General features: G+C 61.5%; 33 protein-coding genes and 1 tRNA gene. All 34 read left to right on the top strand.

The genetic code is table 11. From position 1 onward, the window contains the following. Positions 1 to 73 precede the first annotated feature (73 nt). The 34 genes from ACIP5T_RS03230 (at position 74) to ACIP5T_RS03065 (ending at position 24175) form a co-directional block, all read left to right on the top strand. Positions 74 to 889: a PD-(D/E)XK nuclease-like domain-containing protein gene (locus ACIP5T_RS03230; RefSeq protein ID WP_400860541.1), complete on the top strand. Its 816-nt coding sequence runs from the start codon at positions 74 to 76 to the stop codon at positions 887 to 889. Continuing rightward, positions 889 to 1455: a hypothetical protein gene (locus tag ACIP5T_RS03225; RefSeq protein WP_400860539.1), complete on the top strand. Its 567-nt coding sequence runs from the start codon at positions 889 to 891 to the stop codon at positions 1453 to 1455. The genes ACIP5T_RS03230 and ACIP5T_RS03225 overlap by 1 nt, the downstream gene beginning before the upstream one ends. A 12-nt stretch (positions 1456 to 1467) precedes the next feature. Further along, on the top strand, positions 1468 to 2289 hold the full coding sequence (locus tag ACIP5T_RS03220; RefSeq protein WP_400860537.1) for a hypothetical protein: 822 nt from the start codon (positions 1468 to 1470) through the stop codon (positions 2287 to 2289). A 266-nt stretch (positions 2290 to 2555) separates the two neighbouring features. Then, positions 2556 to 2849, top strand: coding sequence for a hypothetical protein (locus ACIP5T_RS03215; protein ID WP_400860536.1), 294 nt, complete (start codon positions 2556 to 2558; stop codon positions 2847 to 2849). Next, positions 2846 to 3289 carry a hypothetical protein gene (locus ACIP5T_RS03210; protein WP_400860534.1) on the top strand — a complete coding sequence of 148 codons (444 nt, stop codon included), beginning with the start codon at positions 2846 to 2848 and terminating at the stop codon, positions 3287 to 3289. Before ACIP5T_RS03215 ends, ACIP5T_RS03210 begins: the two co-directional genes overlap by 4 nt. Continuing rightward, positions 3286 to 3798 (top strand): hypothetical protein, encoded by a 513-nt coding sequence (locus ACIP5T_RS03205; protein WP_400860533.1) that lies wholly within the window; start codon positions 3286 to 3288, stop codon positions 3796 to 3798. Before ACIP5T_RS03210 ends, ACIP5T_RS03205 begins: the two co-directional genes overlap by 4 nt. A gap of 38 nt (positions 3799 to 3836) precedes the next feature. Continuing rightward, positions 3837 to 5054 (top strand): DNA cytosine methyltransferase, encoded by a 1218-nt coding sequence (locus tag ACIP5T_RS03200; protein ID WP_400860531.1) that lies wholly within the window; start codon positions 3837 to 3839, stop codon positions 5052 to 5054. After that, positions 5051 to 5473: a hypothetical protein gene (locus ACIP5T_RS03195; RefSeq protein ID WP_400860530.1), complete on the top strand. Its 423-nt coding sequence runs from the start codon at positions 5051 to 5053 to the stop codon at positions 5471 to 5473. Before ACIP5T_RS03200 ends, ACIP5T_RS03195 begins: the two co-directional genes overlap by 4 nt. Before the next feature lie 104 nt (positions 5474 to 5577). Then, entirely contained in the window at positions 5578 to 6258 is a 681-nt protein-coding gene (locus ACIP5T_RS03190; RefSeq protein WP_400860529.1) for an NUMOD4 motif-containing HNH endonuclease, read from the top strand. Between the two features lie 399 nt (positions 6259 to 6657). Next, positions 6658 to 6810, top strand: coding sequence for a hypothetical protein (locus ACIP5T_RS03185; RefSeq protein ID WP_400860527.1), 153 nt, complete (start codon positions 6658 to 6660; stop codon positions 6808 to 6810). 135 nt (positions 6811 to 6945) lie between these two features. Continuing rightward, positions 6946 to 7578, top strand: coding sequence for a hypothetical protein (locus ACIP5T_RS03180; protein WP_400860526.1), 633 nt, complete (start codon positions 6946 to 6948; stop codon positions 7576 to 7578). Between the two features lie 218 nt (positions 7579 to 7796). Beyond that, a tRNA-Asp gene (locus tag ACIP5T_RS03175) sits at positions 7797 to 7868 on the top strand. Between the two features lie 208 nt (positions 7869 to 8076). Continuing rightward, positions 8077 to 8271: a hypothetical protein gene (locus ACIP5T_RS03170; protein WP_400860524.1), complete on the top strand. Its 195-nt coding sequence runs from the start codon at positions 8077 to 8079 to the stop codon at positions 8269 to 8271. A 62-nt stretch (positions 8272 to 8333) separates the two neighbouring features. After that, entirely contained in the window at positions 8334 to 8927 is a 594-nt protein-coding gene (locus tag ACIP5T_RS03165; RefSeq protein ID WP_400860523.1) for an HNH endonuclease, read from the top strand. 26 nt (positions 8928 to 8953) lie between these two features. After that, positions 8954 to 9115: a hypothetical protein gene (locus tag ACIP5T_RS03160; protein WP_400860522.1), complete on the top strand. Its 162-nt coding sequence runs from the start codon at positions 8954 to 8956 to the stop codon at positions 9113 to 9115. Further along, positions 9112 to 9357 (top strand): hypothetical protein, encoded by a 246-nt coding sequence (locus ACIP5T_RS03155; protein ID WP_400860520.1) that lies wholly within the window; start codon positions 9112 to 9114, stop codon positions 9355 to 9357. Before ACIP5T_RS03160 ends, ACIP5T_RS03155 begins: the two co-directional genes overlap by 4 nt. 97 nt (positions 9358 to 9454) lie before the next feature. Then, positions 9455 to 9643 (top strand): hypothetical protein, encoded by a 189-nt coding sequence (locus ACIP5T_RS03150; protein WP_400860517.1) that lies wholly within the window; start codon positions 9455 to 9457, stop codon positions 9641 to 9643. A 673-nt stretch (positions 9644 to 10316) separates the two neighbouring features. Next, positions 10317 to 10544: a hypothetical protein gene (locus ACIP5T_RS03145; RefSeq protein WP_400860516.1), complete on the top strand. Its 228-nt coding sequence runs from the start codon at positions 10317 to 10319 to the stop codon at positions 10542 to 10544. Between the two features lie 127 nt (positions 10545 to 10671). Further along, a complete protein-coding gene (locus ACIP5T_RS03140) occupies positions 10672 to 11067 on the top strand; it encodes a hypothetical protein (protein ID WP_400860514.1) in 396 nt (131 codons plus the stop codon). Next, positions 11054 to 12655 carry a hypothetical protein gene (locus ACIP5T_RS03135; RefSeq protein WP_400860513.1) on the top strand — a complete coding sequence of 534 codons (1602 nt, stop codon included), beginning with the start codon at positions 11054 to 11056 and terminating at the stop codon, positions 12653 to 12655. Before ACIP5T_RS03140 ends, ACIP5T_RS03135 begins: the two co-directional genes overlap by 14 nt. 87 nt (positions 12656 to 12742) lie before the next feature. Then, complete coding sequence (locus tag ACIP5T_RS03130; protein ID WP_400860511.1) at positions 12743 to 14044, top strand: phage portal protein; 1302 nt, start codon at positions 12743 to 12745, stop codon at positions 14042 to 14044. Between the two features lie 3 nt (positions 14045 to 14047). Then, positions 14048 to 15157 (top strand): hypothetical protein, encoded by a 1110-nt coding sequence (locus ACIP5T_RS03125; protein ID WP_400860509.1) that lies wholly within the window; start codon positions 14048 to 14050, stop codon positions 15155 to 15157. An 81-nt stretch (positions 15158 to 15238) separates the two neighbouring features. After that, on the top strand, positions 15239 to 15715 hold the full coding sequence (locus tag ACIP5T_RS03120) for a hypothetical protein (protein WP_400860508.1): 477 nt from the start codon (positions 15239 to 15241) through the stop codon (positions 15713 to 15715). Between the two features lie 18 nt (positions 15716 to 15733). After that, positions 15734 to 16633, top strand: a complete 900-nt coding sequence (locus ACIP5T_RS03115; protein WP_400860507.1) for a phage major capsid protein — start codon at positions 15734 to 15736, stop codon at positions 16631 to 16633. Continuing rightward, entirely contained in the window at positions 16630 to 16758 is a 129-nt protein-coding gene (locus ACIP5T_RS03110; protein ID WP_400860505.1) for a hypothetical protein, read from the top strand. The genes ACIP5T_RS03115 and ACIP5T_RS03110 overlap by 4 nt, the downstream gene beginning before the upstream one ends. 16 nt (positions 16759 to 16774) lie before the next feature. After that, entirely contained in the window at positions 16775 to 17197 is a 423-nt protein-coding gene (locus ACIP5T_RS03105) for a Gp19/Gp15/Gp42 family protein (protein ID WP_400860503.1), read from the top strand. Beyond that, a complete protein-coding gene (locus ACIP5T_RS03100) occupies positions 17194 to 17577 on the top strand; it encodes a DUF6093 family protein (RefSeq protein ID WP_400860502.1) in 384 nt (127 codons plus the stop codon). The genes ACIP5T_RS03105 and ACIP5T_RS03100 overlap by 4 nt, the downstream gene beginning before the upstream one ends. Next, positions 17574 to 17966, top strand: a complete 393-nt coding sequence (locus tag ACIP5T_RS03095; protein ID WP_400860500.1) for an HK97 gp10 family phage protein — start codon at positions 17574 to 17576, stop codon at positions 17964 to 17966. The genes ACIP5T_RS03100 and ACIP5T_RS03095 overlap by 4 nt, the downstream gene beginning before the upstream one ends. Continuing rightward, positions 17966 to 18382: a hypothetical protein gene (locus ACIP5T_RS03090; protein WP_400860499.1), complete on the top strand. Its 417-nt coding sequence runs from the start codon at positions 17966 to 17968 to the stop codon at positions 18380 to 18382. The genes ACIP5T_RS03095 and ACIP5T_RS03090 overlap by 1 nt, the downstream gene beginning before the upstream one ends. 726 nt (positions 18383 to 19108) lie before the next feature. Beyond that, on the top strand, positions 19109 to 19270 hold the full coding sequence (locus tag ACIP5T_RS03085; RefSeq protein WP_400864583.1) for an HNH endonuclease: 162 nt from the start codon (positions 19109 to 19111) through the stop codon (positions 19268 to 19270). Between the two features lie 122 nt (positions 19271 to 19392). Beyond that, positions 19393 to 19887 (top strand): hypothetical protein, encoded by a 495-nt coding sequence (locus ACIP5T_RS03080; protein WP_400860497.1) that lies wholly within the window; start codon positions 19393 to 19395, stop codon positions 19885 to 19887. Between the two features lie 73 nt (positions 19888 to 19960). Then, a complete protein-coding gene (locus ACIP5T_RS03075) occupies positions 19961 to 20353 on the top strand; it encodes a hypothetical protein (protein ID WP_400860495.1) in 393 nt (130 codons plus the stop codon). A gap of 210 nt (positions 20354 to 20563) precedes the next feature. After that, positions 20564 to 23386 carry a phage tail tape measure protein gene (locus ACIP5T_RS03070; RefSeq protein WP_400860493.1) on the top strand — a complete coding sequence of 941 codons (2823 nt, stop codon included), beginning with the start codon at positions 20564 to 20566 and terminating at the stop codon, positions 23384 to 23386. A gap of 9 nt (positions 23387 to 23395) precedes the next feature. Next, a complete protein-coding gene (locus ACIP5T_RS03065; RefSeq protein ID WP_400860492.1) occupies positions 23396 to 24175 on the top strand; it encodes a hypothetical protein in 780 nt (259 codons plus the stop codon). The last annotated feature ends 1 nt before the right edge of the window (position 24176 follow it).

Genomic DNA, 24176 nt, shown 5'->3' with positions numbered 1-24176 from the left:
GTGCCTCAATACTCATACTCACACTCCCCGTCACCATCCTCGTGGCGGGGATCACTCTTGCAAGGGGGAAACTGTGATCGACCATCACATGCCCGACGAGATTTACCACGCGCGCCCCGAGCTATCCAGCACCGGGGCGCGAACTCTTCTCCCCGAGTTCAAGGGGTCGCCGGCCAAGTTCATCTGGAACCAGTCGCACCCGAGAACTACGAGAGCGTTCGACGTGGGTCATGCCGTCCACGCCAAGGTGCTCGGAACCGGACTGCAGGCCGTCGCGTACCCGGATGATGTGCTCGCATCGAACGGTGCAGCATCCACCAAGGCCGCGAAGGAATGGGCGATCGAGCAGCGCGACAACGGGTTCGTGCCCATGAAGTCCGTCGAGGTTCACATCATTAACCGCATCTCCGAAGCCGTACTCGCCAACACGGAAGCGCGAACGGTGCTCGAGATGCCACACCGCGAGTCATCCATCTTCGCCCGCTCGCCCGAAGGCGTCGCATGTCGTGCACGATTCGACATCTACGGCGACGGATCAGGCGGCGACCTCAAAACCGCCGACGACATCTCACCCCGCGGATTCAACAAGCACGTCGTCGAATACGGCTACTTCATGCAAGAAGCCTGGTACCGCGACGTGCACCGCTTCGAAACCGGCGAAGAACTCGACACGTTCAAGTTCGTCGTCGCCGAAACCAAAGGCCCATTCCAGGTTGCCGTCTACGAGCTCGACGTCATCTACCGCGACATCGGCCGCAAGCTCGCACGGGAAGCACGCGACCTGTATCAGCGGTGCGTCGAGTCGGGGGAGTGGCCTGGGGTTGAGGGCGAACTACTCGGGCCACCCAACTGGCTTGTGTACGAACACGAAGAGGAAGTGACTTTCTGATGGACATCACCGATGCGCTGGCACCGAACAGCGACCAGCTTGACGCGATCGAACTCGTCACGCCGCGTACGTTCACCATCGCGGCAGGCGGTCGGTTGGCAATGCGTGAAGGCAAGACGGTTGCCGAGATCCCCTTCGAAGGATTCCCGCGCGTGTGGCGACCCAGTAAGGGCATGTTGGATGTGCTCGCCAAGTGCTGGGGGACTGATGCGAAGCAGTGGGTCGGGCGTCGGGTCACGCTCTATCGTGACCCGGACGTCATGTTCGGCAAAGACCAAACTGGCGGCACGCGGATTAGCCACATGTCACACATTGACGGGGCTCAGTCCGTGCCGATCCGCGCAGCGGGCCGCGGTCGGGCCGCGAAGACGTGGAGGGTCGAACCACTCGGAGACGCACCCGCAGCACCCGAGCATCCATCGATCGCGCCACACCTCGACGCCATCGACACCGCCGCAACCATGGACGCACTCAAAGCCACATGGATGGCAATCGACGCGGCAGGACTCGGCAAGCACCCCGAGCTCTGGGCCGCGAAAGAAGCACGGAAGAAGGAACTCGAATGACGAGGAGGAGACATGGCGCGCATCAGAACGATCAAGCCTGAGTTCTGGGACAGCCCGGGAACTGGAAGAGCCTCACTTCGCGCGAGGCTCTTTTTCATTGCCATGTGGAACTACGCGGACGACTGGGGGATCGGAGACGCGCACCCGTTGCGGCTCCTCTCGTTCGCTTTCCCGAACGACGAATCGTCCGACGTTGAACCGCGGAACTTCCGACGCTTGGCGTCGGAGGTGGCGGAGTGCTTCGACGTGCAGTGGTACGAGGTCGACGGGCGCGCTTTCTACGCGATTCCGTCGTGGGAACTGCATCAGCGCACCGAGAAGAAGGCCAAGCGAAGAAATCCTGCCCCTGATCAGGCAGATTCCTTCCTCTACGAAACGGCGTCGGAAAATCCGCCGCACAGTGACGGATTGGCGACAGACGGAAAGGGGAAAGGGGAAAGGGGAAACGGGAACGGGGAAAGGGGAGAACAGACTTCCCCGCCTGCGGCGTGGGTGAGTGAGGGCTTCGATGCTGCATATGCCAGATGGCCCAAGAAGGTCGAACGGAAGCAAGCGCTCGAGCGGTTCAAGATCGCAGCCCGCAAGCGAGGCCTCGAAGAACTCGTCAACGACATCATCCGATTCGGAGACGCATACGCGGCAACCACAGAGAAGCAGTACATCCCCGCACTTGGCGTCTGGCTCGGGAAAGAGCGGTGGACAGACGAATTGCCGCAACCACGCGGCGCACAGATCAAACAGTCGAAGGCGTCACAGAACGCCGAGGAGTACAGGAGGTTGTTCGGTGGAGACGAGAGAAGCATTCCAGCTCTTGACCCTGGCTTCAGCGCGTGACGGGCGGACAGTAGACGCAGCAGTTGCCGCCGTGTGGGCAGACGACCTGTCCGATGTGACGCTGGCCGATGCGGTCATGGCTGCCCGGGATCACTACAGGGAGTCGAGCTCGTGGCTCATGCCGTCGCACATCATCGAACGGCTCAAGTCGATGCGTCGGTCCGCGCTGCCGCTGACGATGGCAGAGGAAGTCCCCGAGAACTGTGGCGCCCATCGGCGACTCACAGACGGCACATGCCTCTACTGCACGCACAGGGAGCCTGACGATGCCGAATGACTTCGACTGGCTCAACCTCATCAACAAGCGGGCCGCACTCAGAGAACAATTCCCACCGCTCTCGAGACTCATCCTCGAACGCCCCGGTTCCGACAGCGACAACCGCAGACAGCGACTCATCGCCGAAGAGAACCAGATGTCGAAAGCGCGCCACGACCTCGAACTGTGGCAGGAGAGCGTCAACAAGAACGCCCGCCGTGTTGAGCAGCTCGAAAACGACAAGAGACGCCGCGCCTACAAGGGGTACCAAGCGGCCAAACACGCAGAGAAGGACATCGCATGAACGACAACGAGAAAATCCCCCCGACCGACGACGAGCGGGAAGCCATGGCGCAGATCGTGAAAGACGTCTCAGTGAAGTGGGGTGGGCCGAGCATGGTCGAGTTCGCAGACACGCCACCCATCCGGAAGCACTACGCCACGGCTGATGCGATCCTCGCCGCTGGCTTCCGTCGTTCCGAGGTACCGGAGCCGAGCGGGCCGTGGGATAGCGCAACGGCTTGCTTCGGGCATTGCGACACGGAGGGCTGGTATTCCGAATGTGTCTCGAAGAGGGCTGACGCCGAGGTGGCGGAGCCGCAGGGCGAGCCGTCCGACGCGCAGGTGGCCGAGATCGAGCAGCGCGTCTACGACAAGCACCGAGGGCAGATCGCAGGAATGGCGAAGGCTCTCGTCCGCGCGGGCTGGGATGCCGCTCTGCGTGCTGCTGGGGGTGTGCGATGAACGCCGACATCATCACCGATCTCGACTACCCACACGGCACGGCTGACGGCTTCAAGCAGGGATGCAACACGTCCCACTGCCCATCCGAAGTCACCTGCCGCACCGTCCACACCCGCCTCGCAGGTGACTGGGCATTCCGCAGACAGTTCGAATCCGGGATGACACCGCTCGAGATCGTCACCCTCGAACGCAAACAGGCACAGGAAGCCGCAGAAGCCGCACAGACAGCCCGAAAAGCACGCCCAGGTGTACGCGCCAGTGGAAGCCCAGAAGATCGACTTGCAGCCGCCAACAAGGCACGCTCAGACGGACTCGCACTCATCCCACGCCATACACTCCGCGAACTCCTCAACCAAGGACTCACAGACCGCGAAATCGCAGACAAACTCGGACTCACACGCCGACAAGTCACCGGGACACGAGGAAACGCCGGATGGGAACGCAACCCCGACAGGAAAGGGCGAACGTTTGCCAAGACAGCCCCCGCGAAAGTGGGGGCTGAGTCATGAGGTCGGGGGAACTGTTCGCAGGAGTCGGCGGGCTAGGCATGGCTGTCGACGAGGTGTTCAACGCGTCGCCAGAGTGGTTCTGCGAGTTCGACGCCGCACCGTCGAAGGTTCTCGCGCACCACTTCCCGGACGTGCCGAACTTCGGTGACGTGCGTTCGGTCGACTGGGCTACCACCGAGCGGGTGAACATCCTCGCCGGCGGCTTCCCCTGCCAGGACGTGTCGCTCGCTGGCCGACGCCGCGGGATGAAAGACGGCACCCGCTCCGGGCTCTGGTCCGAGTATGCGAAAGCCATTGACGAGATTCGACCCGATTGGGTGGTGATTGAGAATGTCCGAGGACTCCTATCAGCGGATGCCACTGTCGAGCTGGAACCCTGCGCGCTCTGTGTGGGAGACGACCCAGGGCATGTTCTGCGGGCACTTGGAGCTGTACTCGGAGACCTGGCCGATCTCGGGTTCCATGCGGAATGGATCGGCCTACGAGCAGCCGATATTGGCGCCCCTCACGGGAGGTTTCGAGTCTTCATCCTCGCGTGGCCAATCGAGCGAACTGCTGCCAACGCCGATGGTGGGATCGAGCAATCCTGCGGCGCACGGTCAGATCAGCGGGGACTTCCGATCAGCGATGGATCGCGTGATCGAGCGCGTCACCCTTCTTTGAAGCTGCTCTCAACACCTGACACAGTTCCCGAAGCCCCCAACACGGGTAGCAACTCACACAAGGCGGGGAACATCGTCGGACTCGGCAATCAGGTGATGTCACTACTTCCGACGCCGCGCACCACCGACATGAATGGGCCGGGTGCTCACGGCGAGGGTGGCATTGATCTTCGCACCGCCGTGACGATGATGCCGACGCCCCGCGCGACTCGAGGAGGATCGGCTACGGAGATGGCCTATGCGATGGGTGGTACGCGTTCCGATGACGACCGCCCTCAGGGCGTTGTTGCTCCTGGCTCCGGCTGGGGGCCGTATGCCGACGCGATCGCGCGTTGGGAGGCCGTGCTGCGCCGACCCGCGCCATCCCCTGTTCGCATGGATGGGAAGGGCGGAAAGGCTCGCCTGAACCCGGAACTCACTGAGTGGATGATGGGTTGGCCTGCGGGCTGGGTGACAGCACCTGAGATCGGCCTGTCGCGCGCGGAGCAGTTGAAGGCCTGCGGGAACGGTGTCGTGCCTCAGCAGGCAGCGGCCGCACTGCGAATGATGCTCGCGCGCCCCGGAGTGCCAAGCCTTGAGCAGGTGTCGGCATGACATGGCTGCTCGAGCTGGGCTACACGAAACCACCCAAGGGCCTGTCCGCGAACGACCGCACACACTGGGCCGTCAAGTCGAAGTCAACGGCCGAGGTTCGTGCACTCGTGAAGCACCTCGCGATCCATGCAGGGATCGAACCCATGCAGCGATGCCAGGTGGAAGTGATCTGGGTCGTTAAGGATCGACGCCGCCGAGACGCTGACAACGCCGCACCGTTCGCGAAAGCAATCTTCGACGGACTCGCCGCTGACAAAGGGGTATCAGCGCACATTGTTGCCGATGACGACCCCGCACACATGGTCAAGCTCATGCCACGCATCGAGTACCGGAAAGGGGGCACGCCCCATTTCGAGGTATTGATCACGGATCTGAGTTTCCGGCCGGATTCGATTGATCAGGTGGCGCAAAACCTCTGATCAGAAAACAAAATCCGATAGAATGGGAACGGCCCCGACGAGTGCGTCAACACTCAAGCCGGGGCCTAACCATCCATCAAGGTCTAGTTGATAGGAGGGCTGAGATGGATACTACCCGTCGATGCTCCGTTAGTGATTGCTCGTCACCTGTTTCGGCTCGTGGTTGGTGCAGTAGGCACTACCACAGATGGCATCGCACCGGTTCTCCAGTAGCGCCTGCGTCACCTCAGGGCGAGAGCGAAGACCACAGTCAGTCGTGGCGTCCAGTGGTCGGGTTCGAGGGCATCTACGAGGTGAGCGACCAGGGGAACATAAGGTCACTTACCCGAATCGACCCGCATCCACGGCTTGGCGAGGTACACCGACTCGGGAAGCGGAGATCCCTAATCGAGATGGGCAACGGCTACATGCGAGTCATGCTGAGCTCTGGCGGAAAAAAGTCGCAAGTCTCGGTGCACCGGGTTGTCCTTGAGGCGTTTGTTGGCCCCTGCCCGCCAGGCATGGAGGCATGCCACGCCAACGGCATCAGGGGCGACAATCGCCTCTCGAACCTCCGCTGGGATACCCGAGTGAGCAATGCCGCCGACCGTGCTCAGCACGGCAATGACTGGCAGAAGAAGAAAACCCACTGCCCTCAGGGACACCCGTATACGGGCGACAATCTCGTCTTGGAATCCGCGGGCGCTAGGCGTTGCCGGACGTGCAAGAGGGCAAGCGACGCGCGGTACTCCGCACGGGACACAACACGATCAACAATCGACGACATCGCACACGAAAGGCTCTGAACATGAACACCACACCCGCACCCGAACTCAGCCCCGAAGAACTGGCTGAGGTCACACGGTTCGGCATCCACGACGAAGGACAGGAGGGGGAGGAATCATGACCGGGTCTGAGGATTTCGCACGCCTTCACGATGGGGCGACGCCCCATTGTGATGGATGCGCGAAGTTCCGGCATCACCACTGCTACCACTGCGGTAAGCGAGCGGGACTTCCGCATCCGACATGGTGCCCGAACTTCGCCGAGAGCGTCCCTGAGTCGCAGGGCGAACCGTCCGACGCGCAGGTGCTGGCCGCGCTGAACGCATACGGCCCCGAGTCCGCCACCGACGACCTGAGCGACTACCACGAAGTCAACCGAGACGCCATGCGAAACGCGCTCCGTGCTGCTTGGGGTCTGCGATGAGTGATCGTCGCGAACAGGATGCGCTTGCGTTCGAACTGCAGAACGCCGACCCCGAACCCTATGAAGGGACAGTCATGGCACCCGAGTACTACCGACTGTTCGCACAGAAACTGTTGGCCAACCGGAAGAAGGGGGAGGCGCATGAGTGATGTGTTTCAGCAGCTCAAGCTTTGTATCGCACCCGGCCAGCATAAGTTCACAGTCCACAACCCACCCGCAGGACAGTTCGGATATGCACTGGTTGTCTGCGAGCGCTGTGGCATGACTCGAGACGAGGCGAAACGATGACTGAGCTCAACGACGTCGTGGATGACCTCACACTCCCAAGCAACGTGAAGATCGAAACCGACGACGGACACACATGGGCGACCGAGGATGCGCTACTCGTGCAACTCGAGGAAGCGATCCACTCAACCACTGGCAGATCGGGAGGCAGATCGGCCAGCCACACACGCATGATCCTCGACGCCGACGCACTGATGCAGTTCCACCGCATCACATCGACCATTGGCGACTGGTGCAGGATGGCCGGCGCAACAGTCGAACGCAACCCGGTGAAGGATCTCCGCGCATGGCACGCCGCGATGCTCTCGAGCAACGACGACACCGACTTCTACCTGCGCGAGTTGCATTCATGGTCGACGCTCATCCGAAGCAAGCTCGCACCGCGATCGACCCTCGAGTGGTTGAAGCCATGCCCTGAATGCGACGCTGACGAATTCACCAACAAGGAAGGAGAGACGGTCAAGCACCCGGTCGTCATCGACTACGACCCCGAGGCGCCATTCGCATCCGTGCGATGGACGTGCCGAGCATGCGGTGAAATGCGGGCGGGGGAGTTCGCTCAACGTGCACTCGCGTACGACGGCGAGACACGCCAAGAAGACGTGAATGACAACGGTGTAGTTTTGCCGTAGTATCGACCACGCAGGGCACAAGTGTCTAAACTTCCGCCCTCCTCTTGTTCCCCGTCGTCATCCGTGACTGGCGGGGATTTTTGTACTCTCATCCGGCTCAGCGACTAAGACTCCTGGCGAGCGGTGACGAGACGCCGGATAACAACGGCACACAGCGAACCCATGCCGGTTCGCGACAACTTCATACGACGAAGCCTGCATTGCAGTGGTCGTCACATGCCTTCGTAGCTCAGAGGAAGAGCGCCCGCCTGTCGATCGGGAGGCCGGGGTGTCAGAATCCCTCGGAGGCGCAGAGGTGACAGCCGGTCACCCGCCCTGTGACGCGCTGGGTGCGTGTCTTGTGCAGGGAAAGTAAGTCCACCGCCGCCCAGGGTGATGGATCGAACGGCAAGCCCCTGGCCCGGTTGGAGAAACCGGAGCAACACAGTCTGCTGGCTGAGGCCAGGGCGCTCACACTTCCTTTCCTTCGACTCCACCCTCACTGCTGAGGAGGCGATCGTGCATGCCATCAGCGTCGACAGTGACGAATGCGATGCGTGCCCATTCGAAGCGCACGTGAAGGCATACGTCTTCGCCAAGATGCGATCCGGGCGCAGCGTCTCCTACTGCAGCCACCACGGCAGCATCTACTTCACCGAGCTCGCACGCCAGGCCGACACGCTAATCGACCTGCGCTACACGCTCACCCCATAAGAGAACCCCGCAACGGCTGGAACCGTCCGGGGTGATGACCGAACCCGTTGGAGGGATTCGATATGACTGATCGTACCTGCATGTTCGAGGGCTGCGACAAGCGCTCGAGGGCGCGTGGCCTTTGTGAAGCTCACTACAGGCAGCTAATGAAGGGCCAGGAACTCCGCCCACTCTTCTCCGATCGCGTGAAGCCAAGCGCCACTCTCTCCGAGAGGCTTGCGATCTACACCCGAAAGTCTGAGGGATGTTGGGAATGGATGGGCGGGCATAACCGATTCGGGTATGCCCGAATGAAATGGAATGGCACGGGTACGTCTGTTTACCGTGTCGTCTGGGAATCTGAACACGGCCCGGTCCCGAGAGGGATGCATGTTGATCACATGTGTCGCAACAAGGGCTGCGTGAACCCGGCACACCTTCAGGTGGTAACCCCTAAGGAGAACGGCGAGAACGCGAGCCTCTCCAAGGCGAACACATCTGGCGCGCGCGGCGTCACATGGAGCAAGGCGCACGGAAAGTGGGTCGCTCAAGTCACGCACCACAGGCGCAATCACTACGTCGGCTTATTTCGGACGATCGAGGAAGCGGATGCCGCCGTGAGAGAGAAGCGGAACGAGCTGTTTACCAACAACCTGGCCGACCTCGTGCACGCATAACTCACGAACATGCACAGGAAGCGCATATGAAGATCCTCCTCGCATTCATCGCCGGCGGAACACTCATCATCCTCGGGCACACACTCGGATGGCCCTGGCTCGGATGGCTACTCAGCCGCATCGAAACAGACGCCACCGACTGGACACCCAAGATGCGGACATGGATCAAAGGGGAGCTGCAACCGTGAGCGATCAGACGAAAGCCACACTCGATGCAGCAGTCGCCGCGCACGTATCGGAAACCGGCGATGGGGATCTAGTCACCGACTGGGCGCTCATCGCAGCAACTACCAGCGTCGAGAACATCGGCACAGGAACAACCCGCTACCTCCTCGAAGGCAACGACAACCAGCCCGTCCACGTCATGACCGGTTTGTTCCGGTATGCGTCAGAACGAGCCATCTGGGATGACGGAGACGACGATGAGTGACGCGTTCGGATTCCAGCACATCGGAGGCGGAACCTTTCGTGTTGCTGGTGCGCGCAGGTCTGCCATAACGGGGCGATACACGAAACAAGGGGAAGCCGTGAGCGCGAACGACAAGGTTGCTGCTGCACTCGGACCCGACGTTGACGCAGTTCGCAATGACCTCGTGCGACGACGAGAACTCAAGCAGATGACCAAGCCCGAGCTCATCGACTACATCGTGCGCCGTGAGAACGACCTGTACGACCTTGGACGGTCACTCGAGCACGCGTATGGGAACGAACCATGACCGAGTGTGAGATCTGCGGCGAGACATACCCCAGCCTCCGAGCCGCATGGATGTGCGAAGAACGCGATATCAACGAAGCGAAGGATGCACGTCGCCCCGTCCGGGCCGTCATGCGACCAGCCAGCTACTGGGAAGACGACTGATCATGCGTGTGTGCAACGTGCCCGGATGCCCGACACCCACCGATGCAGGTAGGTGTATCGCACACAGGCAGCAGGCAAGGGCAGCAAGGGTCGACAACAAGGTCTACTCGAGCACAGGACACGCAGCCTTCCGCACCGCAGTACTCGCACGCGAACCCATCTGTGTCGCATGCCACATGTCAGTCAGCACGGTGGCCGACCACTACCCACGCACACGCAGGGAACTGGTCGAGTTACACCTAGACCCCGACGACCCACAGTACGGACGCGGGCTCTGTGATCCGTGCCACAACCGACACACTGCACGCACCTCACCCGGAGGATGGAACGCGAACCGAACATCCGTTCGAACCTCGCGACTCTGACGGGGTGGCACCCCGCCCTCAGCCCCAACGTCTCATGGTCGCCTGGGAGGGCAACTTTTGGTTTGTCGGGTTCAAAGTGCTCCGGTGGGGCCAGTTTTCGAATCGATGTTCTATTTTCCCAGGGTCGTGCGATGCGGCTCCAGCGCGATGCTGAGGACGGAAATCATGAAGACTCTCCACACGGTTGTGCTGGCACGCCTTGATGCTGATCGTTCACACGTTGAGGCACTGGCTATGGACACTATTCGGTCGGAGCGCGTCGTGGTGGCGAACGGTTGGGCTGTCGAGGTGCCGATCCTTGAGCGCGTAGAAACTCAGGGCGAGTGCGGCGGCATTGAGCTCAGTGAAGCTACTGCAGCTTTCCATTTCCGGTCGGAGTTCTGCGATGCCTAGCGGTGGTGCTCGAGCGCGTAGTGGCCCTGCGCCTGATCCGTCTGCTCTGCGACGTGACCGCAAGGATGACAAGGAGTGGCTGAGTCTCCCGGCTGATGGTTTCAAGGGCGCAGTCCCAGTCTTCCCGTTGCCGAAGATTCTCTCTTACGACATCTACTGGGTGAACAAGGAGCGTGTCCGCGAGATCGACGAGGCCGCCACGGAGATCCGCGAGGATGCCGAGTTGTCGATGTGGTCGGAGTTGTGGCGCAAGCCGCAGGCTGCGATGTGGGACGCCTTGGGCTTGAAGTATCAGGTCGCCGCATATGTGCGCGCGTATGTCGAGTCTGTCGGCCCGGATTCCAACGCTGGGCTCAAGACTGCGGCTCTCCGCATGGAAGCCGAGCTCGGACTTTCCACTGTCGGCATGAACGCTCTGCGTTGGAAGTTCTCTGCTGACGAGGTTGGTGAGAAGCGAGCAGAACCAGCCAAGAAGGGTCCGACGATGAAGGACCGTCTGAAGGTGGTCGATGGAAGCGTCTGACACTCTCGGTGTTGTCGCGGCGTGGATCGAAGCGCATTGCGTGATTCCTGACGGCGACGATGTCGGTCGTCCGTTCGAGCTGGGCGCCGAGCAATTCGCTTTCGTGGTGAACCACTACAAGATTCGTGACGACGTAGACAGCCGGCGCCTTGTGAAGCCGGTTGATGCGTTCACGTTTCGCCGGTCGCAATTGGTGCGCGCTCAGAAGTGGGGCAAGTCGCCGCTGATCGGTGCATTCGTGTGCGCTGAGGGTGTCGGGCCGGTGGTTTTCACAGAGCGCGCCCAGGGTGGCGAGGTCTACGACTGCCGGGACTTTGGTTGCGGTTGCGGTTGGGAGTACGAGTATGACGAGCGGGAGCCGATGGGGCGTCCGTGGTCTACTCCGCTGATCCAGATCACGGCAACGTCTGAGGATCAGACCGACAACACGTATGACGCGCTGCGGCCGATGATCGACAAAGGCCCGCTGACTGAACTCATCCCGAAGACGGGTGAGGAGTTCATTCGCCTTCCTGGTGGCGGGCGGATCGATGTTGTGACGTCAAAGGCGAATTCTCGTCTCGGGCAGAGGATCACGTTTGCAGCTCAGGATGAGACGGGGCTGTGGGTTGCGTCTAACGGCGGGCACAAGCTCGCTCGGACTCAGCGTCGCGGTCTCGCTGGCATGGGTGGTCGCTCGATCGAGACGACGAACTCGTGGGACCCTGCACAGGATTCGGTGGCTCAGCAGACTTACGAGTCACAGGCCGCGGATATCAACAAGGACTTCCAGCAGCCGCCTGCGAACTTGTCGTTCCGCAATAAGGCTGAGCGTCGGAAGATCTTCGCGTTCAACTATCGTGCGGCGCCGTGGGTGTCTGTCGATGCGATTGAGGCGGAAGCCGCCGAGCTTCTTGAGAAGGACCCCGCTGATGCTGAGCGCTTCTTCGGGAATCGGATCGTCGCGGGCTCCGGTGCGTGGATGGATGCGAAGAAGTGGGCGCTCAAGCATGAGCCTCGCATCGTCGCTCCTGGCACTGCGATTGTTCTGGGCTTCGATGGATCTGATGTCAACGACTGGACGGGCATTCGCGCGGAAACGCTCGACGGCTACCAGTTCACCCCGTCGTATCACGGTGGGCGGTTGACGATTTGGGACCCGGCGCAGCATGACGGTCGGGTGCCTCGCGGTGAGGTGATGGCGGCGTTCGAGGAACTCTTCGACACGTTCGATGTTGCCCGCGCTTACTTTGACCCGCCGTACTGGCAGTCGGAGATCTCGGAGCTCGAGGGTCGATACCAGGGACGTGTCTTCCGCTGGGAGACGTATCGGCCGAAGCAGATGCATGCGGCTCTTGAACGGTTCAAGACTGACGTGGTGTCACCCGATGCCGGGTTCTCCCACGACGGCAACCCGACCGTTGCGACGCACATCCGCAATGCGGTTGAGGTTGCACGCAATCCGTACCCGTCCTACCTGATCTTCAAGGCGTCTGAGACGCAGAAGATCGACCTCGCGATGAGTTCTGTGCTCGCGCATGAGGCTGCAAGTGATGCCCGCGCGTCTGGTTACGAGCAGGTCGAATCCAAGGTTGTTGTTTTCAGGTAAGGGGGTGGGCGTGTGGTCCTTCTTCTGACGGGTAGCTCTCTCACGACTACAGAAGAGTCCTTCATCTCAAGCCTGCGAAACACTCTGGTGTCCTCTCGTGTTGCCACGCAGACTCTCGACGAGTACTACGAGGGTGCGCATCGGCTCGAGCAGTTGGGGTTGCAGATCCCGCCCGAGCTCGAAGCGTTCTCGGTGGTTCTGAACTGGCCACGCACGACTGTTGATGCGGTTGAGCGCCGGCTGGATGTGCAGGGGTTCCGCGCTGGCGACGGGAAGCCTGATACGGCGCTGTGGGATGTCTGGCAGTACAACAATATGGACGAGCGGGCGTCGTTTGCTCACACCGACGCCCTAGCTCTCTCACGGTCGTATGTCTGCATTGGCACGAACGAGAAGGACCGGGATTATCCTCTGATCACGGTCGAGTCTCCGTACGAGATGATCGCCCTGCGTGACTCTCGCACCCATCGCGTGACTGCAGCCCTTCGGTCGTATGACCCTGAGGATGGCACGGGGCAGGACAAGCGCCTGACCTTGTACATGCCGAATTACACTCGCTGGTTGGTCCGTAACGGCTCGCAGTGGGTTGATGAGTTCGAACGCGACGTGCACAATCTGGGCTCCGTCCCGGTGGTTCCACTGGTGAACCGCAACCGTGCGACGCGTCGTCCGGGCACTTCGGTTCTCGAGGGCGTGTCGGAGATGACAGACATCATCCCGATTGCGGATTCTGCTTCTCGTGCCCTCACGGGTGCACAGTTGCTGCAGGAGACGATGATCGCCCCGGCGCGTGGCGTTCTTGGTGCCACCAAGGGTGACTTCGTCGACCAGAACGGCGAGCAGCTCGGAGCATGGCAGTCGTACTTCGGTGCCGTCTGGGCGCTTTCGAACAAGGACGCGAAGACGTTCCAGTTCGACGCAGCGGACATGAAGAACATCGAGACGATCGTCAACGTGTACGCGCGTCTCGCATCTGGTGTCGGTTCTCTCCCGGTCGAGTACTACGGCCTGAACACGGAGAACCCGCCGTCCGCCGATGGGCAGCGTGCAGGCGAGACGCGTCTGATCAAGAACGCCGAGCGCAAACAGACGTCTTTTGGTCATTCATGGGAGACCGTGATGCGGTTCGTGCAGCGCTTCCGCACCGGCACGTGGGATCTCAACGCAACCCGTCTGGAGACGATCTGGCGCGATGCTGGAACGCCGACTGTCGCTCAGGTGACTGACGCGGTGGTGAAGCGGTTCCAGGTAGGCCTTGTCGACTGGGAGACGGCTCAGGAGCGTATCGGTGAGACGCCGGCCGCGATTGAGCAGATGAAGGAACGTCGCAAGGCAGACTTCGAGTCTTCCTTCACTGCCGGGGTGCAGAGGTTCGTCGAAGAGGTGTAGCACATGCTGATCGCCGACGAAGCTCGAGCTACCCAGGACCGTGCGATTCGACGTTCCGACCGTGCTGCGAACGCGGCGATGGCGAAGTGGCGGCGGGTTGATCCTGCCGCACTCGACCAGTCGTGGGCTGCAGTATCCGGCGACATCGCGATCGTCGCGGCCTCAACTGCTCGAGCCAATGCGGTTGGGGCGGCAACTCTGACGTCGAAGATCGCGGTGTCCGATGACATGACGGGCGACGTTCTCGTTCCCGACTCCTTCACGGGCGTTGACGGGTCAGGGCGTTCCCTATCGTCTCTTCTAGATGGCGCGATCACGACAACGAAGCAGGCGATTGCCGCAGGCATGTCGATCCCGGACGCGATGCTGACGGGCGGCACCTACCTGGCGCTGATGGTGAAGACCTCTCTTGCGGATGTCGAACGATCAGCATCCATGACGGCGGCGACGGGCAAGGGTTACGTCAGGTACGTGCGTCTGGTGAATCCTGGCGCGTGTTCTCGGTGTGCGATCCTCGCTGGTGCTGACCGGTTCCGGTCGAACTTCCGGCGCCACCCCGCATGTCGGTGCTCCACGGTTCCGGTCGTGGACGCTACACCCAACGGCTTGTTCGACACACCCGGTGATTACTTCGATTCCCTATCGACCGCAGAGCAGGACAGGGTCTTCACCAAGGCTGGCGCCGAGTCGATCCGCCTGGGGGCCGATCCGATCAAGGTTGTCAACGCGCGTCGCGGAGCTAATCGGGCGCGCATGGATGGCGCGGTGACGTTCAACCCATCGCGGATTCAGCCGAAGGTGATCGGTCGGAAGCCGGATGGGGCGCCTATCAATGGGTATGTCACCACCGAGGGGTCGACAAAGCGCGGTACGTACGGGCGGTCCCGTGCGGGTCTGAATGGACGGACGCCGCGGCTGATGCCCGAGTCGATCATCGACCTCACTGACGACCCAGAGATGCGCCGCATCCTCTTGCGTGATGCGGGTTACCTCGAGTCACCAATCCGCAATCTCGGCGACAACCGATGGATCTCAGAGCGCGCTACACAGCAGGCCCGCGACCATGCCGCAGCGATCGATTTCTACCGGTCCCAGGGCATCTTCGTCGGCTGACAACTTCCCGCCTCGCGCGGGTCACATACCCCGGCACGTGCGATGCGTGTCGGCAACTTGAGCGATTCAAGGAGATAACACATGTCGGATGACAAACCTCAGGGCGACCCTGAAAACACTCTCGGCGACGCAGGCAAGGCGGCTCTTGCCGCCGAACGCAAGCGAGCCAACGATGCGGAGAAGCTGGCGCGCGAAGCGCAGGCACGCATCACCGAACTTGAGCAGAAGGACGCGACGGAGATTGAGAAGGCCACGCGCCGGATCAGTGAACTCGAAACCGCGAACCAGACACTCACGGCGGATCTCGCAACCCGCGACAAGACCATTCTTCGCCTCAACACAGGCATCGACGAGGGGCTTCCTAAGAACCTCATCGCCCGCCTGCAGGGAGACGACGAGGAATCGATCAAAGCGGACGCCGCCTCACTCCGAGAACTCGTTCCCGACAACACTCCAAATCCGTTCCCCAAGGCAGACCCTTCCCAGGGTCCTAAGGGTGCGGGCAAATCATCCAACGCCGATCAGTTCGCGCAGCAGCTCGACTCGCTCGGCGTTTAAGCACCCCAAGGAGGGGACATGGCTGGTATTGACGTCAATCGGACTACCGCGGGCATCACTCTGACGCCCGAGCAGTCCGCAGAAATCTGGAGTGGTGCCGAGTACGCATCGGCCGCTCTGCAGCTCGCACAGCGGGTTGACCTTCCCGGTTCGGGACTCTCGGTCGACATCATCACGGGCGAGCCCGAGGCTGAGTGGGTTGGTGAGACCAACGAGAAGCCGGTTGATCGCCCCACGTTCAGCTCAAAGCTGATGACCCCGTACACGATGGCGGTCATCGTGCCGTTCTCGAACCAGTTCCGCCGCGACAAGGCGCGCCTTTACGCGGAGGTTGTTCGCAAGCTCCCGCAGGCGCTGGCGAAGAAGCTCGACAAGACGATCTTCGGCGGTGCGGCTGCACCGGGATCGAACTTCGACACCCTCGCAGGGGCGGCAACGGTCGGCATCGCGGGCGACACCTACGACGGTCTTGTGGCCGCCGACCAGGCTGTTGCGACCGGTGGTGGCACGCTCAACGGTTGGGCGCTGTCCCCTCAGGCTCGCGGTCTGCTTCTCGGCTCGAAGGATGCCGATGGTCGTCCGATCTTCATCAACAACGTGCAGACCGATGGTGCGGTTCCCGCACTGCTCGGCGCCCCCGTCTACCAGACGCAGGGCGTGTTCCTGGCGGACTACAACGGTGCCACCGCGGGCACGGACAATCAGCTCGGCTTTGCCGGCGACTGGACGTCCGCGCACATCGGTGTCGTCGAGAACATCCAGCTCGACATCAGCACGCAGGCCACCATCAACGACGGTGGCACGCAGATCAACCTGTGGCAGCGGAACATGTTCGCTGTCCGCGCTGAGTTCGAGGTCGGCTTCCGCGTCCGTGACATCGCACACTTCGTGCGCCTGTCCAACGCGGTCCAGGCGTGACCGCTCTGAACCTGCCTGACTCCACCGCGACCGTCGATGTTCCTGAGGAACTCGTCGAGCGGTACGAGAAGGCGGGCTGGATGCGAGTCGAGAAGCCGAAGCCGAAGACCACGGCGAAGAAGTAGCAGGAAAGGGGACGGAATGGCTAGTCCAGCAACCATCACGGATCTGATGGAACGGTCGTTTCGTCCCCTCACTGAACCCGAGCAGCAGGTTGGCGAAGTGCTGCTCGAGGACGCGTGGAATCTCATCGTCACGAACCGCCCGCACGCGGCGGACAGGATCAGTGAGCCGACGTATCTCGCGCTGGTCAAACAGATCCAGTGTGCGATGGTCCTCCGCGTCATCAAGAACCCAGACGGGCTTCTGTCGGAACAGATCGACGACTACCAGTACCGGCGTGACTCTGCCGTATCTGATGGGTCGCTATACCTCTCGGATGCCGAACTCGCGCTTTTGGGTGCAGGTGCGAGCGTTTCCGATGGAGCGTGGACGATACAGACGCGACCTCTTGGGTTGGGGCCGGGGTACTGGTCGTCGACTGACACGTGGGTGCCCCTGTGAGCGTCCTTCAGCGCGGCCGCGAGAGCTCCGAGCGGCGCATGACAGAAACGGTGCAGTCAGGCCCGTATAAGTCCGGTACTGATCCCGACTCGGGTGATGCCACCAATGAGATCGTCTCGACAACCTACTCAGGCAAGGGGCGGATCAAGTACGAGACGACGACGGTTTCCGATTCGGACACGTCGTCTCAGACGGTTGCTTCTCAGCGCCTGATCCTGAGTATCCCCACGGATTCGCCACGTCTGCAGGATGGCGATGGGGTGACAGTATCGGCGTCGTTGTCGGATGAACTGCTCATCGGGCGCTTCTACACAGTCGAAGGATCTCCAGAGTCTGGCCAGACCACGTCGCACAGGTACCCACTGAAGGAGCTGTCGTGAGCGACGACTTCTCTGAGCTCTACGAGCTCGCTCGCGATCTGTCCGATGTTCCCGCGGAGGCGAACAGGCGGATCAAGAAAGCTATCGAGTACACGGCTGTCGAGATCAAGCGCGACTGGCAACAGGGCGCTACGGCTTCGGGCCTTGAGAACTACTCGCGATCTATCGACTACGACATGAAGTATCCGGGAGATGCGATCGAGGCAGAGATCGGCCCGAACCTGTCTAAACGTCAGGGGCGGTTCGGTTTCGTTGAGGCAGGCGGCGGCGGCGTTCAATCCGCGCCACAGCATGCCGGCCGTGACGCACTCGAGGCAAACGAGTCCGATCTGGATCGTGGTCTTGAGATCGCGATCACTGACGCGGTCATCGACAAGTTGGGGGCCTGATGCTCGCTCACTTCCTCGCGTTCAAGGCGCTCATGCTGGCCGTCACAGTCCTGTCGAACAAGGTCTTCGCGAACGTCCGCGTCGCGGCTGGTCAACCTGTCCGCGCGAACTACGTGGTGTTGTTTCCTGACGCGCCGGCCGATTTGGGTGACAATCGCCTGACGGCTCTGCAGCGTGTCGATTCGCGCGCCCGGTACAGGTATGACGTGCGGATCGTTGCCGTGGATGCTGACGGGCTTCTGATGCTCGCTGATGCGGTCATGTCGTTGATCGGTAAGGCCCCGAACGTGTCTGGCCGCTCCTGCACACCGGTTCAGCTTGTTCCGGGTGTCGAGGAGGGTCGTGGTCGTTTCGACTCGGTGACCGACCTGCACTACATGGACCTCAGTTTTCAGTTCTGGTCTCAGCCCGTCTGAAATCCCCGGTATCGGTTAAACTAAAGACGGCCCCAAACCGAGTGCGCTAACACTCGCCGGGGCCTAACCGAATCGTTAGGGGATTCAGCTGTGGACAAGTCTACCCACTGTGTGGAGTCAGGTTGCGAAGCAGCGGCCTATGCAAAGCGTCTCTGCAAGGCGCACTACAACCAGGACTACTACCGCCGCACGACCGGGGCGAAGATTGCCGCTGAGGCTCAGCTCCGAGTTTCGCTGCCACCGGTAACTGAGAAGGCTTGCACAAGATGCTCGACGGTGAAGCCGCTGGAGAGCTTCAACGTTTCCAGCCGGAATCAGGCCACCGGGCGCGAACCCGTTTGCAAATCGTGTCGACACGACAGCTACTTGATCCGTCGCGAAGAAGCCCAGGCGCGCCAGCGCGAGTACTACTGGCGGAACCGGGACCAGATACGTACGCACAAAGCTCAGTGGTGGCTGGATAACCGAGATGTCGGACGATCCCGAAACGCCAGTAGCCACGAGAAGTTCAAGGAGAGCCGGAACGCCGCCTCTGCTGCTCGGCGTGGTGATCCTGAATATGCTGCGGGCGCTCGGCGCCGCACCGTCGAATGGCGGAGAGCGAATCCCGACCGGGCTCGGGTGCAGGATCTCCTGCGCAACAGACGCCTACGTGCCGCTGGGCGCATTCCGTTCACCGAAGCGCAACTAGCAGCACGTGTCGCTTACTTCGGCGGGAAGTGCTGGATGTGTCGCGGCCCGTTCGAGAATCTAGATCACGTCAAGCCGGTGTCGCTCGGTGGCATAACCACGCTTTCGAACCTGCGTCCAGCTTGCGTGAGTTGTAACTCGTTGAAGCGGGCTAGGTGGTACGGGCCACAGGAAGTCCATCGATTCATCCGAACTTAAATAGCAGACACAGACGAAGGGGCATCCATCCGGGTGCCCCTTTTTTGTGCCCAAAAACGGCTCACGCTGGGTGAGCTTCGCCCTCGGGGTACTCCGCAGGGTTCCAACATGAAGGAGACATTATGCCCCCGATCGACGCTATCCCCGCCAGCTCCCAGAGCGATGGCAAATGGAAGATCGCCTACGTTCCGGCCGGTAACCCGCTGTCGGCGGCGATCGTCAAGGGCGCGAGCTCAAAGAACCTGACGTACTCGTTCACCGCAGATGGTTTCAACTGGACGACCACGCAGGCCGAGGTTGCCGACCCCCGCCTGACGCTGATTCAGGATCTATCTCGTCCCGGAAAGAAGAAGGAAACCCTCGAGCTGAAGTACGTGGATTCGGCGGACGCAAACGCTGCGGCCACGATTCTCACTGAAGGCACGTCGGGGTTCTTTGTGGTTCGCCGCGGTACGGACAACGCGACCGACTGGACTGTTGGCGACAAGGTCGACGTGATCACGTTCACTGCCGGCGCTCAGCGCCCGGACGCGCCCGTGGAGAACGGCGTGGACACGGTTTCGCAGACCGCCTACATCACGTCTGTCACGCAGCGGAAGGCGACGCTGGTCGCTTGATTCCACCGCGGGCGGGGTTCCCTCACCAACCCCGCCCGCGGCTTCCTTTGGTGAGGAAGGTGAGAGGTGAGAAGTGACTCTGGATCTTGACGCGTTGCTCGTGAAGGCGCAGGAGATGGTGGATAACGCGGAACCCGAGCTGGTGCCAGTTGTGCTGGCGGGCCAGCAGATCGGTGTTCGCTTCCTGCCCGTTTCGGGCGCGGACTGGCGAGATCTCTCGCTGAAGCATCCGCCGCGCTCGGATGTCTTGCGCGACCTGAACGTCGGCTACAACATCGACGCGTTGGTGTCTGATTACCCGAACGTGGCGCTGGTCGATGGCGAATCAGTGGATGACATGATCCGCGAGGACTCCGAGGGCAAGTCGTTCTCGAAGTGGCCTGCGGTGCGTTGTCTAGTGCGCCTTGATAGGCCTCGCGCTGATCTTCGAATGTCTCACAGAACGTCATCCCGTCCCACGCGCTAGCCGCCTCTTCGGGGGCGGAGGTCGTGGGCGCGGGCGTTTCCTGGCTCGGCGTTGCCGTGCTGCACCCCGTGAGCAATATCCCTGCGCCTAGTAGCGCGATCAGTTTCTTCCGCATGCCCGGATCTTACGGGTTTTCGGCGACATCGGAGGTGCCAAGTGCGAGTTGTCAAGGTTCGCCTTTCGGCTGAAGTGTCGGACTACGAGAAGTCCATGCTCGACGCGGCCCGCGCCACTCGCACGGTGGGAACCGAGGCGGAGAAGCTCGAGCAGAAGAAGCAGGCCTTCGAGCGGCTGGGGCAGGGACTTGTTCTCACGGGTTCTGCGATCACCGCTGTCACTGCGCTTTCGGTCAAGGCTGCCCTCGATTGGGAGTCTGCATGGGCGGGCGTCACCAAGACGGTTGACGGCAACGAGCAGCAGATGGCCGAGCTCGAAGACGGTCTGCGGTCGCTTGCTCAGACGCTTCCCGCAACGCACCAGGAGATCGCAGCGGTTGCCGAGGCTGCCGGTCAGCTCGGTGTCGCTCGTGGGGATGTCGTCGACTTCACGAAGACGATGATCGACCTGTCGGAGACAACGAACCTCTCTGCGGACGAAGCTGCTACGTCGATCGCTCAGCTGATGAACGTGATGCAGACGGCGCCGGATGATGTTGACAACCTCGGGTCTGCTCTCGTAGCTCTGGGTAACGATGGCGCTTCGACCGAGCGTGACATCATTCAGATGGCTCAGCGTATCGCTGGCGCCGGAAGGATTGTCGGGCTGACGGAGCCTCAGGTTCTCGGGTTTGCGAACGCTCTGGCGTCCGTGGGCATCGAGGCGGAGGCTGGTGGGTCTGCCATTTCGCGGATCATGACGGACATCGCGATGTCGGTGTCTATTGGTGGGGAGAAGCTCGACGAGTTCGCGAAGGTTGCGGGCATGTCGTCGGCGGACTTCCAGGTGGCGTTCAAGGAAGCGCCGGCTGACGCTATCGCGACTTTCGTCGAGGGCTTGGGCCGGATCGACGCGTCTGGTGGCGACGTCTTCCAGACCCTGTCGAACCTGGGTCAGTCTGACATCCGGGTGTCGCAGGCGCTGTTGGGTATGGCGAACTCGGGCGATCTTCTGCGTGAGTCGCTTGAGCTTGGTTCGGCGGCGTGGGATGAGAACTCTGCGCTGGCCGAGGAGGCCGCGAAGCGGTACGAGACGACTGAGGCGAAGATTCAGATCGCGGGCAACGCGGTACGTGATGCGGCCATTGACTTCGGTCAGGTGTTCCTTCCTGCTGTGGCTGGGGCTTCGGATGCTGTTGCTGCGTTCGCGGGATTCATGACGGATCTGCCCGACCCTGTGAAGGGTGTCGTCGCTGTACTCACTTCTTCGGTGGGCGCTATGGCCCTGCTTGGCGGCGGGGCGCTGCTGGCGGTTCCGAAGATCGTGGAACTCAAGGTAGCCCTGGAGACACTGAACATCTCTGGCGCCTCGTCTAAGGCGGCACTGTCGTCGATGTGGCAGTTCCTGACGGGGCCGTATGGCATCGCAATGATCGCGGCCACAACCGCAGTCGTGGGCCTCTCGGTTGCGCAGGAGAAGTTGCGCACGTCGACTGAGGTGTTCCAGAACGTCCTGAAGAACGCGACGTCGGTGGCCGAGCTGTTCGACGCGGGTGACTCTGCCGTGCCGTTCCTGTCGCGTCTCGACGAAGCAGTGTCGACGGCGAAGGCGTTCAAGGAAAACCTGGACATCATCGCGAACAACGACTTCCTTCGAGGCCTGCGTGGCGAGACGAGTCAGCTTTCGGCCGTCCTCACCACGATGGGCGAGGAGATGGCGAAGCTCGCTCAGACGGATGCCCCGGCTGCTGCCCGGTCGTTCCGCATGCTGTCTGAAGAGATGGAGCTGTCTCAGTCCGAGCAGATCGACCTCCTGAACGCCATGAAGCCGTACCGCGACGAGCTCGTGAAGCTGGCGGACGCTCAGGATCGTGATGTCACCACCAAGGATGGCCAGATCGACATGACGGCTCTCCTCGCTTTCGCGATGGAGGACTCGGCAGAATCCGCGCAGACGGCTGCGGAAGCCTACATGGAGCAGGCCGAAGTTGTCGCCGATCTCACTTCGGATCTGTCCGACCTGATCGATCAGATCAACGAGGCGAATGGTGTCGCTCAGGATGCTGTGACTGCGAACTCGAACTGGTTGACCGCGCTGGCTGGCATCTCTGAGGAGGTGCAGCGACAGAGGGACGAGTTCGAAGAGGCGAACGGGACTCTTGACGGTTTCATTCTCTCTCTGGATCAGGCCACGGCTTCGGGTGCAGCCAATGCGGCGTCCCTGGCTGATGTCGCGGGTAAGGCGCAGGAAGCTGCTGCCGCTACCTATGAGAACGATCTGAAGACGATGAGTGCTGATGAGGCAACTCAGAAGTACCTCGGAACATTGGCTTCTCAGCGTCAAGCCTTTATCGATTCTGCTGTCGGTGCTGGTTACAACAGGGATGAAGTTGTGAAGCTGGCGGATCAGATCTTTGCGACACCGGATGCTCACTCGACGCAGATGCTTGTGGAGACGGCGCAGGCTCAGAACAAGATCCTCGATCTGATCAATAGCTTCAACCGTTTGCCCGCGTTCAAGAACATCACCATCCAGACGACGACAGTCGGCGTAGGTACCGTGCTGAAGCCTCCGGGTCAGGCGATGGGTGGACCTGTCGTCGGGCGCGGAACCAAGGGCGTCGACTCGGAACTGCGCATGCTCGCCCCCGGTGAGCATGTGCTTACCGCTGCCGAGGTAGACGCTGCTGGTGGGCATCGGGAGATTGAACAGTACCGATCCGCCCTCCGAAGCGGTTCAACCGGCGCATGGATGTCTGCGAGCGGGAGGCCATCTGGTTCGGCGGGGGACACCGCGTTGGCTACGACTCTCATCTCTGAGGTGCGTGCTCTTCGCGGTTCGCTCGATCGTCCGAACTACCACGTCCACAACCCGGTGTACCGAGACGGCAAGTCCTCGGACTGGGAAGCCGCGCAGGTTATCGGTTTCGATCTTTAGGGGGCCGGTGTGTTCACTGTGAACGGCGTGAGTTTGGATAACAACACGTATGACTGGCGGGTGATGAGTGATACGCGGCGTCGGTCGCAGTTGTCGCGGGATCGTGCGAGTTTGCGGGCGTCCGGGCGTGATGGTGTGGTGGCTGGTCTGGGTGCGACGGTTGATGCTTCGATGCTGAGCGTTGAGGTGGAGACGCCGACTGGGTTCTTGGAAGCGTTGTTGGCACTGGTGGGGGATTCGGGTGTGATCGCGGAGGGTTCGCGGGAAGCCGCATACGAGACCGTTGCCACGCCGGCGGAGGATATGGAGACCGCCACCCCTCGCACGTCGGTGTCTTTGTCTCTGCGACTTCCTGGCGCCTTCTGGCGTGACGTTACGACGACGACCACAAGCGAGCCGCTGGGTGCTGCTTCAGTCCCCGTGTCGGTATTCGGGAACATCTCGGCGCCGGTTGCGGATGCGGTGATCCGAGTACAGGGCGCGGCGACTGCGATTCGTGTGACGGATTCTTCTGGCGCATGGGTGACTCTCCCGAACGTGACGGCTGGCCAGTGGGTCCGCTTCGATTCCGCGACGGGCAAAGCATTCATCACAACTTCGGCCGCATGGTCGGGGGGTACGGATGTGTCGGGACAGGTCGATTTTGGCGGGCCTCGAGGCGTGTTCGAGATCACTCCCATCATCACGCCTGGCAACCCTGCCGTCCGGTTCGGTCAAGTCGCCGTGTCCACTGCGACTCGTAGTGGTGCGTCGATCGATATTCGCGGGAAAGCCGCGTATCTGCTCTGAG

Origin of the sequence: Microbacterium sp. NPDC088619, from assembly GCF_044752825.1 — a bacterium.
Lineage (GTDB): Bacteria > Actinomycetota > Actinomycetes > Actinomycetales > Microbacteriaceae > Microbacterium.
This window is presented reverse-complemented; position numbering and strand designations above follow the sequence as displayed.

What these genes read in the sequence shown, in the direction of transcription:
- ACIP5T_RS03205 (WP_400860533.1), top strand. Translation starts at nt 3,286, where the DNA reads ATGAACGCCGACATCATCACCGATCTCGACTACCCACACGGCACGGCT.
- ACIP5T_RS03115 (WP_400860507.1), top strand. Translation starts at nt 15,734, where the DNA reads ATGGCTGGTATTGACGTCAATCGGACTACCGCGGGCATCACTCTGACG.
- ACIP5T_RS03160 (WP_400860522.1), top strand. Translation starts at nt 8,954, where the DNA reads ATGAAGATCCTCCTCGCATTCATCGCCGGCGGAACACTCATCATCCTC.
- ACIP5T_RS03200 (WP_400860531.1), top strand. Translation starts at nt 3,837, where the DNA reads ATGGCTGTCGACGAGGTGTTCAACGCGTCGCCAGAGTGGTTCTGCGAG.
- ACIP5T_RS03195 (WP_400860530.1), top strand. Translation starts at nt 5,051, where the DNA reads ATGACATGGCTGCTCGAGCTGGGCTACACGAAACCACCCAAGGGCCTG.
- ACIP5T_RS03120 (WP_400860508.1), top strand. Translation starts at nt 15,239, where the DNA reads ATGTCGGATGACAAACCTCAGGGCGACCCTGAAAACACTCTCGGCGAC.
- ACIP5T_RS03165 (WP_400860523.1), top strand. Translation starts at nt 8,334, where the DNA reads ATGACTGATCGTACCTGCATGTTCGAGGGCTGCGACAAGCGCTCGAGG.
- ACIP5T_RS03190 (WP_400860529.1), top strand. Translation starts at nt 5,578, where the DNA reads ATGGATACTACCCGTCGATGCTCCGTTAGTGATTGCTCGTCACCTGTT.
- ACIP5T_RS03080 (WP_400860497.1), top strand. Translation starts at nt 19,393, where the DNA reads ATGCCCCCGATCGACGCTATCCCCGCCAGCTCCCAGAGCGATGGCAAA.
- ACIP5T_RS03070 (WP_400860493.1), top strand. Translation starts at nt 20,564, where the DNA reads ATGCTCGACGCGGCCCGCGCCACTCGCACGGTGGGAACCGAGGCGGAG.
- ACIP5T_RS03215 (WP_400860536.1), top strand. Translation starts at nt 2,556, where the DNA reads ATGCCGAATGACTTCGACTGGCTCAACCTCATCAACAAGCGGGCCGCA.
- ACIP5T_RS03220 (WP_400860537.1), top strand. Translation starts at nt 1,468, where the DNA reads ATGGCGCGCATCAGAACGATCAAGCCTGAGTTCTGGGACAGCCCGGGA.
- ACIP5T_RS03210 (WP_400860534.1), top strand. Translation starts at nt 2,846, where the DNA reads ATGAACGACAACGAGAAAATCCCCCCGACCGACGACGAGCGGGAAGCC.
- ACIP5T_RS03225 (WP_400860539.1), top strand. Translation starts at nt 889, where the DNA reads ATGGACATCACCGATGCGCTGGCACCGAACAGCGACCAGCTTGACGCG.
- ACIP5T_RS03145 (WP_400860516.1), top strand. Translation starts at nt 10,317, where the DNA reads ATGAAGACTCTCCACACGGTTGTGCTGGCACGCCTTGATGCTGATCGT.
- ACIP5T_RS03090 (WP_400860499.1), top strand. Translation starts at nt 17,966, where the DNA reads ATGCTCGCTCACTTCCTCGCGTTCAAGGCGCTCATGCTGGCCGTCACA.
- ACIP5T_RS03185 (WP_400860527.1), top strand. Translation starts at nt 6,658, where the DNA reads ATGAGTGATCGTCGCGAACAGGATGCGCTTGCGTTCGAACTGCAGAAC.
- ACIP5T_RS03125 (WP_400860509.1), top strand. Translation starts at nt 14,048, where the DNA reads ATGCTGATCGCCGACGAAGCTCGAGCTACCCAGGACCGTGCGATTCGA.
- ACIP5T_RS03085 (WP_400864583.1), top strand. Translation starts at nt 19,109, where the DNA reads ATGTGTCGCGGCCCGTTCGAGAATCTAGATCACGTCAAGCCGGTGTCG.
- ACIP5T_RS03105 (WP_400860503.1), top strand. Translation starts at nt 16,775, where the DNA reads ATGGCTAGTCCAGCAACCATCACGGATCTGATGGAACGGTCGTTTCGT.
- ACIP5T_RS03135 (WP_400860513.1), top strand. Translation starts at nt 11,054, where the DNA reads ATGGAAGCGTCTGACACTCTCGGTGTTGTCGCGGCGTGGATCGAAGCG.
- ACIP5T_RS03180 (WP_400860526.1), top strand. Translation starts at nt 6,946, where the DNA reads ATGACTGAGCTCAACGACGTCGTGGATGACCTCACACTCCCAAGCAAC.